The sequence below is a fragment of the Mycobacterium sp. NGS63 genome (assembly GCF_059812295.1).
Map to the genome: position 1 here is coordinate 155,319 of NZ_JCALCJ010000001.1, position 15,526 is coordinate 170,844.

The following is a 15,526-nucleotide window of genomic DNA, read 5'->3' on the forward strand; positions in this document are numbered from 1 at the left end:
GCTCTGTCGGGGATAACACCGATCCCAGGGATATTCGAGGAGATACGAGGAAACGTGGCATCGTCTTCGGCGCCCGTGCACCCTGCCCGCTACCTGTCGGTTTTCCTGTTGCTGCTGATCGGCTCCTACCTGCTGGTGTTTCTCACCGGCGACAAGCGGGCCGCGCCCAAGCTCGGCATCGACCTGCAGGGCGGCACCCGCGTCACGCTGACCGCCCGCACCCCCGACGGTTCGCGCCCCAGCCGCGAGGCCCTGGCGCAGGCGCAGCAGATCATCAGCGCGCGCGTCAACGGGCTGGGCGTTTCGGGCTCGGAGGTCGTGGTCGACGGCGACAACCTGGTCATCACGGTGCCCGGAAACGACGGCAACGAGGCCCGCAACCTGGGGCAGACCGCGCGGCTGTACATCCGGCCGGTGCTCAACTCGGTGCCGACGCAGGCCGCCCAGCCCAAGACCCCGCCGCAGGCGCCGCCGCCCGGTCAGCCGCCGGCCGGGGCGCCCGCGCCGCCCGCGCCCGGTCAGCCGCCCGCCGGGGCGCCCGCGCCGCCCGCGCCACCCGCACCGGGTGCGCCGCCGGCCCAGCCGCGCCCGTATCCGCAGGACCCGCCGCCCAGCCCCAGCCCCGCGCCCCCGCCGCCGGGCAACCAGCCGCCGCCGGGCAACCAGCCCCCGCCGCCGGCGCCCGGGCCCCCGGACCCGCGCAAGGACCTCGCCGACCGCATCGCGGCGATGAAGGAATTCCGGCAGAGCACCAACCCCTACATCCAGATGGTCGCCATCCGGTGGGAGACCGTCCACTGCGGCGAGGACGACATCCTGTCCGGCAACGACGACCCGGCGCAGCCGCTGGTGACCTGCTCGACCGACCACAAGGTCGCCTACCTGCTCGGCCCGTCGATCATCAGCGGCGACCAGATCGCCAACGCCACCTCGGGCATGAACCAGCACGGCATCGGCTACGTCGTCGACCTGCAGTTCAAGCCGGGAGCCGCGAACACGTGGGCCGACTTCACCGCCGCCCACGTCGGCACCCAGACCGCGTTCACCCTTGACTCGCAGGTGGTCAGCGCCCCGATGATCCAGGAGGCCATCCCCGGCGGCCGCACCCAGATCACCGGTGGTGACCCGCCGTTCACCGCGTCGTCCGCGCGCCAGCTCGCCAACGTGCTGAAGTACGGCTCGCTGCCGCTGTCCTTCGAGTCCTCGGAGGCCCAAACCGTCTCGGCGACACTGGGATTGACCTCGCTGCGGGCCGGGCTGCTGGCCGGCGGGATCGGCCTGGTGCTGGTGTTGCTGTACTCGTTGCTCTACTACCGGGTGTTGGGCTTGCTCACGGCTTTGTCGTTGGCCGCTTCGGGCGCAATGGTTTTCGCGATCCTGGTGCTGTTGGGCCGCTACATCAACTACACCCTGGACCTGGCGGGCATCGCGGGTCTGATCATCGGAATCGGCACCACCGCGGACTCGTTCGTGGTGTTCTTCGAACGCATCAAAGACGAGATCCGCGAAGGCCGTTCGTTCCGGTCGGCGGTGCCACGCGGCTGGGTGCGGGCCCGCAAGACGGTCGTGTCGGGTAACGCCGTCACCTTCCTGGCCGCCGCCGTGCTGTACTTCCTGGCGATCGGCCAGGTGAAGGGGTTCGCCTTCACCCTGGGCCTGACCACGATCCTCGACCTGGTGGTGGTGTTCCTGGTGACCTGGCCGCTGGTGTACCTGGCGTCGAAGTCCCCGACGCTGGCCAAGCCGGCCTACAACGGCCTGGGCGCCGTGCAGCGGGTCGCGCGCGAACGCCTGGCCGCCGATGCGAAGACGGGACGGAGATAGCGCATGGCCGACTCCGACGCCACCCAGGCCACCGAAATCACCGAAGCCAGCCCGGACGCCGCCGAGGCCCCCGCGCTGCCCGACGGCACTGGGCTGCCGCACCACAACTTCATCTCCCGGCTCTACACCGGCACCGGCGCGTTCGAGGTCGTCGGGCGCCGGCGGCTGTGGTACGGGATCAGCGGCGCGATCGTCGCGATCGCGATCGTCAGCATCATCGTGCGCGGCTTCACCTTCGGGATCGACTTCAAGGGCGGCACGACGGTGTCCATGCCGCGCGGTACGGCAACGGTGGCAGCGGTTTCCGACGTGTTCCGCAAGACCCTGGGCAGCGACCCCGAATCGGTGGTGATCGTGGGCAGCGGGGCCGCGGCGACGGTCCAGATCCGCTCCGAGACGCTGACCAACGACCAGACCACCAAGCTGCGCAACGCGCTGTTCGACGCGTTCCAGCCCAAGGGCAACGACGGCAAGCCCAGCAAGCAGGCGATCAGCGACTCGGCGGTGTCGTCGACCTGGGGCGGCCAGATCACCGACAAGGCGCTGATCGCGCTGGGGGTGTTCGTGGCGCTGGTCAGCCTGTACATCACCGTGCGCTACGAGCGCTACATGGCGATCTCCGCGCTGACGACGATGTGTTTCGACCTGGCCGTCACCGCCGGCGTGTATTCACTGGTGGGCTTCGAGGTCACCCCGGCCACCGTCATCGGCTGGCTGACGATCCTCGGGTTCTCCCTCTACGACACCGTGATCGTCTTCGACAAGGTCGAGGAGAACACCCACGGGTTCCAGCACACCGCGCGGCGCACCTTCGCCGAGCAGGCCAACCTGGCGATCAACCAGACGTTCATGCGCTCGATCAACACCAGCCTGATCGGGGTGCTGCCGGTGCTGGCGCTGATGGTGGTGGCGGTCTGGCTGCTCGGCGTCGGCACGCTGAAGGACCTGGCGCTGGTGCAGCTGGTCGGCATCCTGGTCGGCACCTACTCGTCGATCTTCTTCGCCACCCCGCTGCTGGTCACCCTGCGCGAACGCACGGAGCTGGTGCGCACCCACACCCGGCGGGTGGCCAAGCGGCGCAAGCCGGGTGCGCAGGCCGAGCCGGCCGAGGAGCCCGCCGAGGTCACCGACACCAGCGACACCGAAGCCGTCGCGCAGGCGCCCGCCAAGCCAGCTCCGAGCAAGCCGGCGCCGGGCGCGCGCCCGGTGCGCCCCACCGGGACCCGCCGCCCGACCGGCAAGCGAAACGCCGGCCGGAGGTAGCCCACATGGCCAGCTGGTGTCGGCTTGGGATGGCCGGGCTGCTGGTGGCGGCGTTCGTTTCGGCGCTCAGCGGGTGCTCCGGCAGCGCCGCCGCGCAGATCGACTACGTGGTCGACGGCCCGCTGGCCACCTATAACACCAACACCGTCGTCGGCGCCGCGTCGGCCGGCGCGCAGGCGTTCGCCCGCACGCTCACCGGCTTCGGCTACCACGGTCCCGACGGACAGGTGGTCGCCGACCGCGACTTCGGCACGGTCTCGGTGGTGGGCGGCTCGCCGCTGGTCCTCGACTACCAGATCGCCGACAACGCCGTCTACAGCGACGGCAAGCCGGTGACCTGCGACGACCTCGTCCTGACCTGGGCCGCGCAGTCCGGGCGGTTTCCCGGCTTCGAAGCCGCCACCCAGGCCGGCTACATCGACATCGCCAACGTCGAGTGCATCCCGGGCCAGAAGAAGGCGCGGGTGTCCTTCGTCCCGGACCGCGGCGTCGTCGACTACAACCAGCTGTTCACCGCGACCTCGATGATGCCGTCGCACGTCATCGCCGATCAGCTGAACGTCGACGTGACCGCGGCGCTGCTGAGCAACAACGGCCGGGTGGTGGAGCAGATCGCCAAGCTGTGGAACACCATGTGGGACCTCAAGCCCGGGCTGGACCTCAAGCGGTTCCCGTCGTCGGGCCCCTACCGGATCGAACGGGTCCTCGACGGCGGCGCGGTGGTGCTCGTCGCCAACGACCGGTGGTGGGGCCCGAAGGCGATCACCAAGCGGATCACGGTGTGGCCGCAGGGCCCCGACATCCAGGACCGGGTCAACAACCGCAGCGTCGACGTCGTCGACGCCGCCACCGGTTCGGCCGGGGCGCTGGCCCCCCCGGACAACTACGAGCGCAGCGAGGCGCCGTCGGACGGGATCGAGCAGCTGATCTTCGCGCCGCAGGGCCCGATGGCGCAGCCCAAGGCCCGGCACGCGTTCGCGCTGTGCACGCCGCGCGCCACGATCGCGCACGACGCCGGGGTGCCGATCGCCAACTCCCGGCTGCAGCCGGCCACCGACGACGCCATCGCCGCCGGTGAGGGCGCCGCCGAGGCCGCCCCGTTTGCCAAGGCCGACCCCGCCGCCGCCCGCGACGCGCTGGGTGGCGCGCCGCAGACCGTGCGGATCGGCTACCAGGGGCCCAACGCGCGGCTGGCGGTGACCGTCGGGGACATCACCAAGTCCTGCGCCGCGGCCGGGATCACCGTCGCCAGCGTGCCGCTGGACACCTCGGGGCCGCAGGCGCTGCGCGAGCAGAAGATCGACGTGCTGGTGGCCAGCACCGGCGGGGCCACCGGCAGCGGGTCGACCGGGTCGTCGGCGATGGACGCCTACGCCCTGCACACCGGCAACGGCAACAACCTGTCCGGCTACTCGAATCCCCAGGTCGACGGCGCGATCGGCGCGCTGGCGGTGTCGGCCGACCCCGCCGAGCGGGTGCGGCTGCTCGGGCAGGCGGCCCCGATCCTGTGGGGCGACATGCCGACCCTGCCGCTGTACCGGCAGCAGCGCACGCTGCTGGTGTCGAAGAAGATGTACGCCGTGGGCACGAATCCGACCCGGTGGGGCGCGGGCTGGAACATGGACCGATGGGCGCTGGTCGAGTGACGGTGGCCGACCTGATCGAAGCGCTGACGCGCAAGGTTGCCGACTTCCCCAAGCCCGGCGTCCAGTTCAAGGACCTGACGCCGGTGTTCGCTGACCGGCGCGGGATGGTGGCGGTGACCGACGCTTTGGCCGAGGTGGCCTTTGGCGCCGACCTGGTGGCCGGCATCGACTCCCGCGGCTTCCTGGTGGCCGCGGCCGTCGCCGCCCGGCTGGGCACCGGCGTGCTGGCCGTCCGTAAGAGCGGCAAGCTGCCCCCGCCGGTGCTGGCCGAGAGCTACGACCTGGAGTACGGCAGCGCCACCCTGGAGATCCCCGCCGACGGCATCGACCTGCGCGGCCGCACGGTGGTGATCATCGACGACGTGCTGGCCACCGGCGGCACCCTGGCCGCGGCGGCGCGGCTGCTGCGGCGCGCCGGGGCCGACGTGACCGCGGCGGCGGTGGTGATGGAACTCGACGGCCTGGGCGGGCGGCAGGCGGTGGCGCCGTTGCCGGTGCACAGCCTGACTCGGGCCTGATATCCGCGGTCAAGCGATTTTGACAAATTTTGTCATAGCTTACTAATATTCCCCAATGGGTACCATGAATATTTCACTACCCGACTCGCTCAAGGCGTTCGTGGAACAGCAGGTTGGCCAGCGTGGGTATGGCACCAGCAGCGAGTACATCCGCGAGTTGATCCGCAAGGAGCAGGACCGCGCGATGCTCCGAAGTCTGATCCTTGAGGGCGCGGCGTCCGCACCAGCCGAGCACGCCGATGAAGCCCACTTCGATCGGCTGCGCGCCCGCGTCCGGCAACGACGCACCGGATGACGATCAAGCCGGTCATCCCTCGTGATCGAGCGATCCAAGATGTCGAGAACGCGATCGACTACTACCTCGACGAAGGGTCGGCGCAAGTCGCGTCAGACCTGATCGACGCCCTGCAGGCCTCCTACCGCCTCATTGGACAGCACCCTGGTATCGGTTCGCCCCGCTATGGCTACGAACTCGATATTCCCGGGCTACGCGGAAGAGCGCTGGGGCGCTTCCCATATACGGTCCTGTACGTGGAGCGCAGCGACCACATCGATGTTTTACGCATCGGCGCATCAGCGCCGTGAGATTCCCGAACTGCTGCGTAATCTCGACCAGGATTAGCGGAAACGCGCTCACCTCAGCGCGGCCGACGGGCCTGTTGTCGATACGGCGATGCGCGCCGTGAAGCGGGCCCCTGCACAGCTGAGGAGAGTGGGGCAATGGGACTTAAGCGATATCCTCGAGGTCGGAGGTGACCAACGTGGCGGACGACAAGAGCGCGGCGCAAGCCCTCGACGCGCCCACGAAAGTCGCCGACGCGCCGGCGGTCACCGAGCCGATCGAGACGCTGAAGACCTCCAGCAGCGCCTCGCGCCGGGTCCGGGCGCGGCTGGCGCGCCGGATGACCGCCCAGCGCAGCGCGCTCAATCCCGTCCTCGAGCCGCTGGTGGCGGTGCACCGGGAGATCTATCCCAAGGCAAACCTGTCGATGCTGCAGCGGGCCTTCGAGGTCGCCGACGAGCGCCACGCCACCCAGTTGCGCCATTCCGGCGACCCGTACATCACCCACCCGCTGGCCGTCGCCAACATCCTGGCCGAATTGGGCATGGACACCACCACTTTGGTGGCGGCGCTGCTGCACGACACCGTGGAGGACACCGGCTACACGCTGGAGGCCCTGTCCGAGGAGTTCGGCGAGGAGGTGGGCCATCTCGTCGACGGCGTGACCAAGCTGGACCGGGTGGTGCTGGGCAGCGCCGCCGAGGGCGAGACCATCCGCAAGATGATCACCGCCATGGCCCGCGACCCCCGGGTGCTGGTGATCAAGGTCGCCGACCGGCTGCACAACATGCGCACCATGCGCTTCCTGCCGCCCGAGAAACAGGCCCGCAAGGCCCGCGAGACGCTGGAAGTCATTGCGCCCCTTGCGCATCGGCTGGGCATGGCCAGCGTCAAGTGGGAGCTGGAGGACCTGTCGTTCGCGATCCTGCACCCGAAGAAGTACGAGGAGATCGTGCGGCTGGTGGCCGGGCGCGCGCCGTCGCGCGACACCTACTTGGCCAAGGTGCGCACCGAGATCGTCAACACGCTGGGCGCCTCCAAGATCAAGGCCGTGGTGGAGGGGCGCCCCAAGCACTACTGGTCGATCTATCAGAAGATGATCGTCAAGGGCCGCGACTTCGACGACATCCACGACCTGGTCGGTATCCGCATCCTGTGCGACGAGATCCGCGACTGCTATGCCGCTGTGGGCGTGGTGCATTCGCTGTGGCAGCCGATGGCGGGCCGGTTCAAGGACTACATCGCCCAGCCCCGCTACGGCGTGTACCAGTCGCTGCACACCACCGTGGTCGGGCCGGAGGGCAAGCCGCTGGAGGTGCAGATCCGCACCCGCGACATGCACCGCACCGCCGAGTACGGCATCGCCGCGCACTGGCGCTACAAGGAAGCCAAGGGCCGCAACGGCCTTCCGCACCCGCACGCGGCCGCCGAGATCGACGACATGGCCTGGATGCGCCAGCTGCTGGACTGGCAACGGGAGGCCGCCGACCCCGGCGAGTTCCTCGAGTCGCTGCGCTATGACCTTGCGGTCCAGGAGATCTTCGTGTTCACCCCCAAGGGCGACGTCATCACCCTGCCGACCGGATCGACACCCATCGACTTCGCCTACGCGGTGCACACCGAGGTCGGCCACCGCTGCATCGGCGCGCGGGTCAACGGCCGGCTGGTGGCGCTGGAGCGCAAGCTGGAAAACGGCGAAGTCGTCGAGGTTTTCACGTCCAAGGCGCCCAACGCCGGGCCGTCGCGCGACTGGCAGCAGTTCGTGGTGTCGCCGCGCGCCAAGACCAAGATCCGCCAGTGGTTCGCCAAGGAGCGCCGCGAGGAGGCGCTGGAGGCCGGCAAGGAGGCGATGGCGCGCGAGGTGCGCCGCGGCGGACTTCCGTTGCAGCGCTTGGTCAATGGCGAGTCGATGGCCGCGGTGGCGCGCGAGCTGCACTACACCGATGTGTCCGCGCTCTACACCGCGATCGGTGAGGGCCACGTCTCGGCCAAGCACGCCGTGCAGCGGCTGCTGGCCGAGCTCGGCGGCATCGACCAGGCCGAGGAGGAACTGGCCGAGCGCTCCACACCGACCACCATGCTGCGCCGCCCGCGCAGCAGCGACGACGTCGGGGTCTCGGTTCCCGGCGCGCCCGGCGTGCTGACCAAGCTGGCCAAGTGCTGCACACCCGTGCCCGGCGACCAGATCATGGGCTTCGTCACCCGCGGCGGTGGCGTGAGCGTGCACCGCACCGACTGCACGAATGCCGCGTCGCTGCAACAACAGTCGGAGCGCATCATCGAGGTGCTGTGGGCGCCGTCGGCGTCGTCGGTGTTTCTGGTGGCCATTCAGGTCGAGGCCCTCGACCGCCACCGGCTGCTGTCGGACATCACCCGGGTGCTCGCCGACGAGAAGGTCAACATCCTGTCGGCGTCGGTCACGACGTCGGGGGACCGGGTGGCGATCAGCCGGTTCACCTTCGAGATGGGCGATCCCAAACACCTCGGGCACCTGCTCAACGTGGTGCGCAATGTCGAGGGAGTCTACGACGTCTACCGGGTGACGTCCGCGGCCTGATTTCTGGCGATCCAGTCTTCGATGTGGCCCATGGTGACGGGCAGCGCCGCCCCGGAAAAGACCATGTGGTCGGAACCCGGGATCTCGACGTGGGTGCCGTAGCGGTATTTGGCCGCGGTCCGGCGCACGATCGCCGACGACACGACGCGGTCGCACTCGGCACCGATCACCAGCACGGGGGTGGTGACCGCCGCGAAGTCGACGGCAGCGGCCTTCGAAAGCCTAGCCGGCCCGAGCAGTAACTCCCAGAGATAGCGCCCGGACTCGGCAACCAGTCCGTCGTATATCTCGCGGGCGACGTCCCCGCTCTGGTTGGCGGCGCACCAGCGCCGAAACTGCCCGAACGTCGGCGGACGCCACGGCTTGGTCCAGGAACGCGGCCGCAACACGTGCGGCAGGAAGGCGCGCACGCTCGTGCGCGTGGCGCCCAGGATGCCGGCCGCCGGGGCGGGGCACGCGGCCACCACGCCGGCGTGGCGGGTGCGGGCGGCGACCAGCTGCGCCAGCAGCCCGCCCATCGAGTGGCCGACCAAAAGCGGCGCGGAGCCCAGCGAAGACACCAACTCCACCAGGTCGTCGGTGTAGTCGCGCAGGCTCAGCGCGGCGACTCTCGCCGCGCACTCGCCAGTGGGCAGTTCGTGATGGCGCAACGTCGGCGTGTGCGCGGTGTACCCAAGCTGTTCGAACGCGGCGCGGGCCGGCGCCAACTGCTCCCCCCGGCTCCACGAGCCGTGAATCAAGACGACGTGGTTGGCGCCGGCCACGCAGCTCACCATATCCTTGGCGGATCGGGGGATCGAACCGCGGATGGGTGGTGTCCCCATGACGGTGTCGGGATCGGCGTGCGCCGCCTGCGGCATCCAACTGCCGCCGGCTTCGAAATTCTGTAACCAGTGCGGCTCGCCGGTCGCCGCTTCGGGCGCTGCGGCTGAGTACAAGCAGGTGACGGTGCTGTTCGCCGATGTGGTGCGCTCGATGGATCTTGCGGCCGCGTTGGAGATGGAGCGGTATCGGGAGATCATGACCGGGCTGGTGGAGTGCGCGGCCTCGGTGGCGCGGCGCTTTGGCGGGGGGCGGGTGGAGTACACCGGCGACGGGGTGATGGCGATTTTCGGTGCCCCGATGGCGTTGGAGGATCATGCTTTTCGGGCATGCGTGGCTGCGCTGGCCATCCAGGAGGAGACGCAGCGGCTGGCGGGGGAGGTGGCTCGCCGCGATGGTGTGACGCTGCGGTTGCGGGTGGGCCTGAATTCGGGTCGGGTGATCGCGGGTGAGATCGGGTCGCGGTCGCTGGGCTATGGAGCGATCGGTGAGCAGGTGGGGTTTGCCCAGCGGATGGAATCGGTGGCCCCGCCGGGCGCGGTGATGTTGTCGGAGTCCACCGCGCGGCTGGTTGAGCATGCGGTGATGTTGGGTGGAGCGGAGTGGGTGCGCATCAAGGGCCGCGACGACCCGGTGTGTGCGCGCCGGCTGGTGGGGATCGGCCCGCGCGACGGCCTCGTGGGGCGCTCCGAGGTGAGCGTGGTCGGTCGCGACTGGGAGATGGCCGCGTTGGCAGCCGCGGTGGACCGCGCGATCGATGGCCGCGGTGGCGTGGTGGGTGTGGTGGGGCCGCCGGGCATCGGCAAGAGCCGGACGGCCCGGGAGACGGCGACCCTGGCGGCCGGCCGCGGCGTCGAGGTGTCTTGGGCCTTCTGCGAATCCCACGCCGGTGACGTCGCCTTCCGCGTGGTGGCTCAGCTGCTGCGCGTGCGCATCGGCGTGGCCGAGCTCGACGGCGAAGCCGCCCGCGCTCGGGTGCGCGAACAAATCCCGCATGCCGACCCGCAGGATCTGCTGCTGCTCGACGACCTGCTGGGCATCGCCGATTCCGGCGCGGCGCTGCCGAAGATCGACCCGGATGCGCGGCGGCGCCGGTTGGCCGCACTGATCAACGCCGCGTCGCTCGCCAGCACCCGACCGGCGCTGTTCGTGGTCGAGGACGTCCAGTGGATCGATGCGGCCAGCGAGTCGATGCTGGCCGCGTTCCTCACGGTCATCCCGCAGACCTCGTCGCTGGTGCTGATCACCGCCCGCCCCGAGTACCACGGAGCGTTGACGCGGGTGGACGGCGTGGAGACGATTAAACTTGCGCCACTGGGTGATTCGGACACCGCGACGCTGATCGATCAGCTGCTGGGCTCGGATCCTTCGGTCGGCGAGCTCGCGGCGAGCATCGCCGAACGGGCCGCCGGGAATCCATTTTTCGCCGAGGAGATGGTGCGCGAATTGGCCCAGCGCGGGGTGCTGGCCGGTGAGCACGGTGCCTACGTGCGCCGGGCCGAAGTCGCCGAGGTGAGTGTGCCGGCCACCGTGCAGGCGGCCATCGAGGCGCGGATCGACCGCCTGAGCACCGACGCCAAGCGGACCTTGAACGCCGCGTCGGTGATCGGCGCCCGTTTCGGTACGGAGTTGCTTGCCGCGCTGGGCATCGACGCGCCGCTCGACGAGCCGCTGGACGCGGAGCTGATCGATCGGGTGCGGTTCGCCCCGACCGCCGAATACGCCTTCCGCCACCCGTTGATCCGCGCGGTGGCCTACGAATCACAGCTCAAATCGGATCGCGCCGAGTTGCACAGGCGCGTCGCGGCGGCCATCGAGACGCGTGACCCGGCGGCGGCCGAGCAGAACGCGGCCTTGATGGCCCAGCATCTGGAGGCCGCCGGAGACCTGCACCTCGCCTACGGCTGGCACATGCGCGCCGCAACCTGGGCGACCAACCGCGACATCAACGCCGCGCGACTGAGTTGGGAGCGCGCCGGAAGGATCGCCGACGCGCTGCCCGCCGAGGACCCCAACCGGACGGCGATGCGCATCGCCCCGCGCACCATGTTGTGCGGAACCTCCTCGCGAGCGCACACGAGCGGGGCCGAGGCCCGGTTTGATGAACTGCGCGAGCTGTGCACCGCCGCCGGGGACAAGCCGTCGCTGGCCATCGGCACGGCGGGGCTGGTGATTTATCGCGTGCACGAGGACCGGCTGCGCGAGGCGTCGCGGCTGGCGTCCGAGGTGATGGCCCTCATCGAGTCGGTCGGAGAGGTGACCCTGACGGTGGGGCTGTCCTTCATACCGATCTACGCCAAGCTGGAAGGCGGCGAATGGTATGACGTGCTGCGGTGGTCACAGCGAGTCATCGACCTCGCCGAAGGTGACCCGGCTAAAGGCAACTTCATTGCCGGGTCTCCGCTGGCGTTCGCCTTGACGACGCGGGCTACTGCCCGTTGGTGTCTGGGTCGCCCCGGATGGCGAGATGACCAGCGGCAGGCCCTAGCCCTGGCCCCCCGCATCGATCCCGTGTCGTACGTCAGGGCCGCCACCATGATCTACTCGGCAATACCCTTTGGCGTGCTGGGGCCCGACGATTCGGCCATGCGTGAGATCGAGAATGTCTTGTCGCTCGCCGAGCGCTCGGGCGACGATTTCGCGTTGGCCGTCGCCCGGTTGACGCAGGGCATTGCGCTGGTGCATCGCCGCACCGCTGCGGAGCGCGACCGCGGAGGCGGGCTCCTGGCCGAGGTCCGCGACGTGTTCGTGCGCCGGGGATACAACCAGTGCGAGTTGCCGCTCATCAACGTTTACACGGCTCGGGAGAGGGCCCGCCGTGGAGATCGCGGTGAGGCGATAGATCTGATGCGCACCGCCGCCGACCACCTGTTCCGAGAGGGACGGCTCCTGGCACACAACGTTGTTGCGACGGGTGTTCTGGTGCAGACCCTGCTGGAGGGCGGGTCGGACCTAGAAGCTGACTTAGCGGAAGCCGAGGCCGCGATCGAGCGGTTGGCGGCCGCCCCGGCCGACGAGGGTCTGGCGATACGCGACATCTGGCTGCTGCGGCTGCGGGCGCTGCTGGCCCGTGCGCGCGACGACGATGTCGCCTACCGGGGCTTGGTGAGTCGGTATCGCGCGATGGCGAAATCGCTTGGCTTCCAAGGGCACATCGCCTGGGCCGACGCGATGTGCGGTTAGGGCAAGCCGTTCAAGCCGTTGGGGCCGAACAGCAGCCCGCCGGCGCCGCCGGTGCCGGAGGCGCTCGTGCCCAGCCCGCCGTTGCCGCCGTTGCCGCCGGCGCCGAGCAGGCCGGCGTTGCCGCCGTTGCCGCCGTTGCCGCCGGCCGCCGCGCCGGCGCCGCCCGCGCCGCCGGCGCCGCCGGTGCCCAGCAGTGGGCTGCCGCCCACGCCGCCGGTCCCGCCGGCCCCGCCGGTGCCGGTTGAGCTGAATCCGCCGGCCCCGCCGTTCCCGCCGGGCCCCCAGAACTGACCGGCGTTGCCGCCGTTCCCGCCGGCCCCGCCGGTGCCGGTCGAGCTGGCTCCGCCGGCACCGCCGGAACCGCCGCCGTTGGCGATCAGCACCGCGTTGCCGCCCGCCCCGCCGTGTCCGCCGCCGGCGGCCCCGAACCCGCCGTCCCCGCCGTCCCCACCGGCGCCCTGCAGCAGGCCCGCGTTGCCGCCGCTCCCGCCGGCCCCGCCGGCGCCGGCCGCGCTGGCCCCGCCGTCCCCGCCGGCGCCGCCACAGCCGAAGAGCGGGCTGTTGCCACCGGTCCCGCCGGCGCCCCCGGCGAGGGTGCCGTATCCGCCGATCCCACCGAGTCCGCCCTGACCGCCGGTGATCAGCCCGCCGACGAGACCCCCGGTCCCGCCGTCCCCGCCGGCCCCGCCGGTGCCGCCGGCGCCCAGCGCGGCCCCGCCGGACCCGCCGATCCCGCCGTAGGAGACCAGTCCGCTGGGCCCGCCGGCCCCGCCGGCCCCGCCGAATGCGCCCGGCGCCGTGGTGAGCCCGCCGTTGCCGCCGACGCCGCCATGGTCGAACATGGCGGTCCCGCCGACGCCGCCGGCCCCGGCGTTGCCGGTCGATGAGTTTCCGCCGGCCCCGCCGTTGCCGGCGGAACCGATCAGCCCGCCGGCCCCGCCGGCGCCACCGGTAAGGCCAGGCCCGCCCGAACCGCCCTCGCCGCCGCTGCCGAGCAGCCACCCGCCGGGCGCGCCGGGCTGCCCGGTGCCCGGGGCCCCGTTGGCACCGTTGGCGAACAGGGGGCGCCCGGTTACTGCCTGGACGGGCGCATCGATCGCATGGAGCACCTGCTGCTGCAGGTTGTGCAGCGGCGCAAGGGGACCCGTGCTTGCGGGAGCGTTGAAGCCATCGACGCCAAGCACGACCCCGCCGGTGCCGCCGGCGCCGGTGACCCCCACAGCCGTGCCGGTTCCGCCGTTGCCGCCGTTGCCGCCATTGCCGATCAGCAGGGCGTCGCCGCCGGTCCCGCCCGCACCGCCGGCGCCACTCAGGCTCGATCCGCCGGCGCCGCCGGCGCCGGCGTTGCCGATCAGCCCGGCCCTGCCGCCGTTGCCGCCGTCCCCGCCGGCGCCGAGGACGCTGGCCCCACCGGCACCGCCCGCCCCGCCGGGATCGAAGCCGCTGTTGCCGCCGGCCCCGCCGTTCCCGCCGTGCGCGCCGCCGGCACCGCCGGCACCCCCGACGCCGCCATCGAGCAGGTAGGCGGTGCCGCCGTGCCCGCCGGCCCCGCCGACCCCCGTTTGGCTGGCCCCGCCGGCCCCGCCGGCTCCGCCGTCGCCCCACCCATTGGCGTTCCCGCCGGCCCCGCCCATCCCGCCTGCGCCGGTTTGGCTCGATCCGCCGGCGCCCCCGGCTCCGCCGGGGCCGAAAAGCAGGCTGGTGCCGCCGGCTCCGCCGGTGCCGCCGGTGCCGGCATCGCTGAATCCACCGGCCCCGCCGGCTGCTCCGGCGGGACTCAAGAACCCGCTGAGCAGCCCGCCGCTGCCGCCGGCGCCTCCGGCGCCCCCGGCGGTGTGGCCGAATCCGCCGGGCCCGCCGGCCCCGCCCGCGCTCAACAACAGGCCCCCGTTGCCGCCGTGCCCGCCGGCCCCGCCGGCCCCGAACGCGTTGAATCCGCCCGCGCCGCCCGCCCCGCCGTAGCCCAGCAACGGGTCGCCGGAATTACCGCCGGCCCCGCCGGCCCCGCCCGCCATGGTCGCGGTGCCCGGACCGCCCGCCCCGCCGGCCCCGCCGTAGCCCAGCAGCCCCGAGGCGCCGCCGTTGCCGCCGGCCTGGCCGGGGGCGCCGGAGCCGCCGGCCCCGCCGTTGCCCAGCAACCACCCGCCGGGCGCCCCATTTTGTCCGGTTCCCGGGGCCCCGTTGGCGCCGTTGCCGATCAGCGGGCGCCCGGTCGCCGCCTGAACGGGCGCGTTGATCGCGTTGAGCAGATCCTGCCCCACCGCCTGCGCCGGATTTGCCGCCAACGCCGCAACGTTGGTCGCCTCCGCGCCGGCATAGGATCGCGCACCCGAGGCCAGCGCCGCGACAAACTGCTCGTGAAACGCCGCCGCCTGCGTGCCCAGCGCCTGAAAGCTTTGGCCCTGGGCGGAGAACAGCGCCGTGATCGCCGCCGACACCTCGTCCTCGCCGGCGGCCAGCAGCGCCGTGGTCGGCGTGGCCGCCGCCAGGTTGGCCGCGCTCAGGTTCGCGCCGATGTTCGCCAAATCCGTTGCGGCCGAAGTCATCCACTCCGGCGCCGCGATCACGTACGACATGTCTGTGACCTCCTAGAGCCCCATCGCTGCCAATATCGCCGGGATCGCCTGTCCCGGGTTGGTCAGGATTTCGAGGATGGCGGCGAACAGCACGGCGGCCGCGACATAGCCGACGACGAGGCTCACGATGAAAAGCAGTGCGACATAGGTCCGCGCCGTGAGCAGGTCGTTCAGAATCCCGGGCGGCAGCAGTGGCCACAGGGACGAGAGGGACGCGGCGCTGGTGGCCTCGGTCTGTGCATACGCGGCCCCATTGCTCCTGAGGGTTTGCACAAACGCGTCGTTAAGGGCCGCCGCCTTGCCGGCGAGCCCCTGAAAGGCCTGGGCGTGATTCGCAAACACCGAGGCGATCGCCGCTGACACCTCGTCGGCAGCCGCCGGCACCACCGCGACGGTCCGGGGCGCCGCCGCCAGGTTGGCCGCGCCCAGGTTCGAGCCGATGTTCGCCAAATCCGTTGCCGCCGAGGTCATCCACTCCGGCGCAGCGATCACGTACGACATGTCTGTCCACCTACCAGCAAGCCCCTTGCTGATTGTGTGGCGGCGCCGCGGAGCGGCACTCAGTATCCGGTTAC

11 protein-coding genes are annotated in these 15,526 nt (G+C 71.3%); 8 read left to right on the plus strand and 3 right to left on the minus strand.

Annotation, left to right across the window (positions count from 1 at the left end; genetic code table 11):
* The first annotated feature begins 54 nt into the window (after positions 1–54).
* The 7 genes from secD to AC5Y4Z_RS00890 all read left to right on the plus strand — a co-directional run bounded on the left by secD (position 55) and on the right by AC5Y4Z_RS00890 (position 8,370).
* Entirely contained in the window at positions 55–1,824 is a 1,770-nt protein-coding gene (gene secD, locus AC5Y4Z_RS00860) for a protein translocase subunit SecD (RefSeq protein ID WP_499960337.1), read from the plus strand.
* Between the two features lie 3 nt (positions 1,825–1,827).
* Positions 1,828–3,087, plus strand: coding sequence for a protein translocase subunit SecF (gene secF, locus AC5Y4Z_RS00865; RefSeq protein WP_499960338.1), 1,260 nt, complete (start codon positions 1,828–1,830; stop codon positions 3,085–3,087).
* Between the two features lie 5 nt (positions 3,088–3,092).
* On the plus strand, positions 3,093–4,733 hold the full coding sequence (locus tag AC5Y4Z_RS00870) for an ABC transporter substrate-binding protein (RefSeq protein WP_499960339.1): 1,641 nt from the start codon (positions 3,093–3,095) through the stop codon (positions 4,731–4,733).
* The gene (locus tag AC5Y4Z_RS00875) at positions 4,715–5,251 is read left to right on the plus strand and encodes an adenine phosphoribosyltransferase (RefSeq protein WP_499960340.1); all 537 of its coding nucleotides are present in this window, start codon (positions 4,715–4,717) and stop codon (positions 5,249–5,251) included. The genes AC5Y4Z_RS00870 and AC5Y4Z_RS00875 overlap by 19 nt, the downstream gene beginning before the upstream one ends.
* Positions 5,252–5,306: 55 nt before the next feature.
* Positions 5,307–5,546, plus strand: coding sequence for a type II toxin-antitoxin system ParD family antitoxin (locus AC5Y4Z_RS00880; RefSeq protein ID WP_499960341.1), 240 nt, complete (start codon positions 5,307–5,309; stop codon positions 5,544–5,546).
* Complete coding sequence (locus tag AC5Y4Z_RS00885) at positions 5,543–5,836, plus strand: type II toxin-antitoxin system RelE/ParE family toxin (RefSeq protein WP_499960342.1); 294 nt, start codon at positions 5,543–5,545, stop codon at positions 5,834–5,836. The genes AC5Y4Z_RS00880 and AC5Y4Z_RS00885 overlap by 4 nt, the downstream gene beginning before the upstream one ends.
* A gap of 176 nt (positions 5,837–6,012) precedes the next feature.
* Positions 6,013–8,370, plus strand: a complete 2,358-nt coding sequence (locus AC5Y4Z_RS00890; protein WP_499960906.1) for a RelA/SpoT family protein — start codon at positions 6,013–6,015, stop codon at positions 8,368–8,370.
* On the opposite strand, the gene AC5Y4Z_RS00895 is transcribed toward AC5Y4Z_RS00890, so the two are convergent.
* The gene (locus AC5Y4Z_RS00895) at positions 8,346–9,308 is read right to left on the minus strand and encodes an alpha/beta hydrolase (protein ID WP_499960343.1); all 963 of its coding nucleotides are present in this window, start codon (positions 9,306–9,308) and stop codon (positions 8,346–8,348) included. The two genes, AC5Y4Z_RS00890 and AC5Y4Z_RS00895, sit on opposite strands and share 25 nt — an antisense overlap.
* Between AC5Y4Z_RS00895 and AC5Y4Z_RS00900 the strand changes: the two genes are divergently transcribed.
* Complete coding sequence (locus AC5Y4Z_RS00900) at positions 9,193–12,375, plus strand: AAA family ATPase (RefSeq protein WP_499960344.1); 3,183 nt, start codon at positions 9,193–9,195, stop codon at positions 12,373–12,375. The genes AC5Y4Z_RS00895 and AC5Y4Z_RS00900 overlap by 116 nt on opposite strands.
* On the opposite strand, the gene AC5Y4Z_RS00905 is transcribed toward AC5Y4Z_RS00900, so the two are convergent.
* Together AC5Y4Z_RS00905 and AC5Y4Z_RS00910 are read right to left on the minus strand one after the other, a co-directional pair.
* Positions 12,372–14,951 carry a PE family protein gene (locus tag AC5Y4Z_RS00905; RefSeq protein WP_499960345.1) on the minus strand — a complete coding sequence of 860 codons (2,580 nt, stop codon included), beginning with the start codon at positions 14,949–14,951 and terminating at the stop codon, positions 12,372–12,374. The two genes, AC5Y4Z_RS00900 and AC5Y4Z_RS00905, sit on opposite strands and share 4 nt — an antisense overlap.
* A gap of 12 nt (positions 14,952–14,963) precedes the next feature.
* Complete coding sequence (locus tag AC5Y4Z_RS00910) at positions 14,964–15,452, minus strand: PE family protein (protein ID WP_499960347.1); 489 nt, start codon at positions 15,450–15,452, stop codon at positions 14,964–14,966.
* Between the last annotated feature and the right edge of the window lie 74 nt (positions 15,453–15,526).

What these genes read in the sequence shown, in the direction of transcription:
- secF (WP_499960338.1), top strand. Translation starts at nt 1,828, where the DNA reads ATGGCCGACTCCGACGCCACCCAGGCCACCGAAATCACCGAAGCCAGC.
- AC5Y4Z_RS00870 (WP_499960339.1), top strand. Translation starts at nt 3,093, where the DNA reads ATGGCCAGCTGGTGTCGGCTTGGGATGGCCGGGCTGCTGGTGGCGGCG.
- AC5Y4Z_RS00875 (WP_499960340.1), top strand. Translation starts at nt 4,715, where the DNA reads ATGGGCGCTGGTCGAGTGACGGTGGCCGACCTGATCGAAGCGCTGACG.
- AC5Y4Z_RS00880 (WP_499960341.1), top strand. Translation starts at nt 5,307, where the DNA reads ATGGGTACCATGAATATTTCACTACCCGACTCGCTCAAGGCGTTCGTG.
- AC5Y4Z_RS00885 (WP_499960342.1), top strand. Translation starts at nt 5,543, where the DNA reads ATGACGATCAAGCCGGTCATCCCTCGTGATCGAGCGATCCAAGATGTC.
- AC5Y4Z_RS00900 (WP_499960344.1), top strand. Translation starts at nt 9,193, where the DNA reads ATGACGGTGTCGGGATCGGCGTGCGCCGCCTGCGGCATCCAACTGCCG.
- AC5Y4Z_RS00905 (WP_499960345.1), bottom strand. Translation starts at nt 14,951, where the DNA reads ATGTCGTACGTGATCGCGGCGCCGGAGTGGATGACTTCGGCCGCAACG.
- AC5Y4Z_RS00910 (WP_499960347.1), bottom strand. Translation starts at nt 15,452, where the DNA reads ATGTCGTACGTGATCGCTGCGCCGGAGTGGATGACCTCGGCGGCAACG.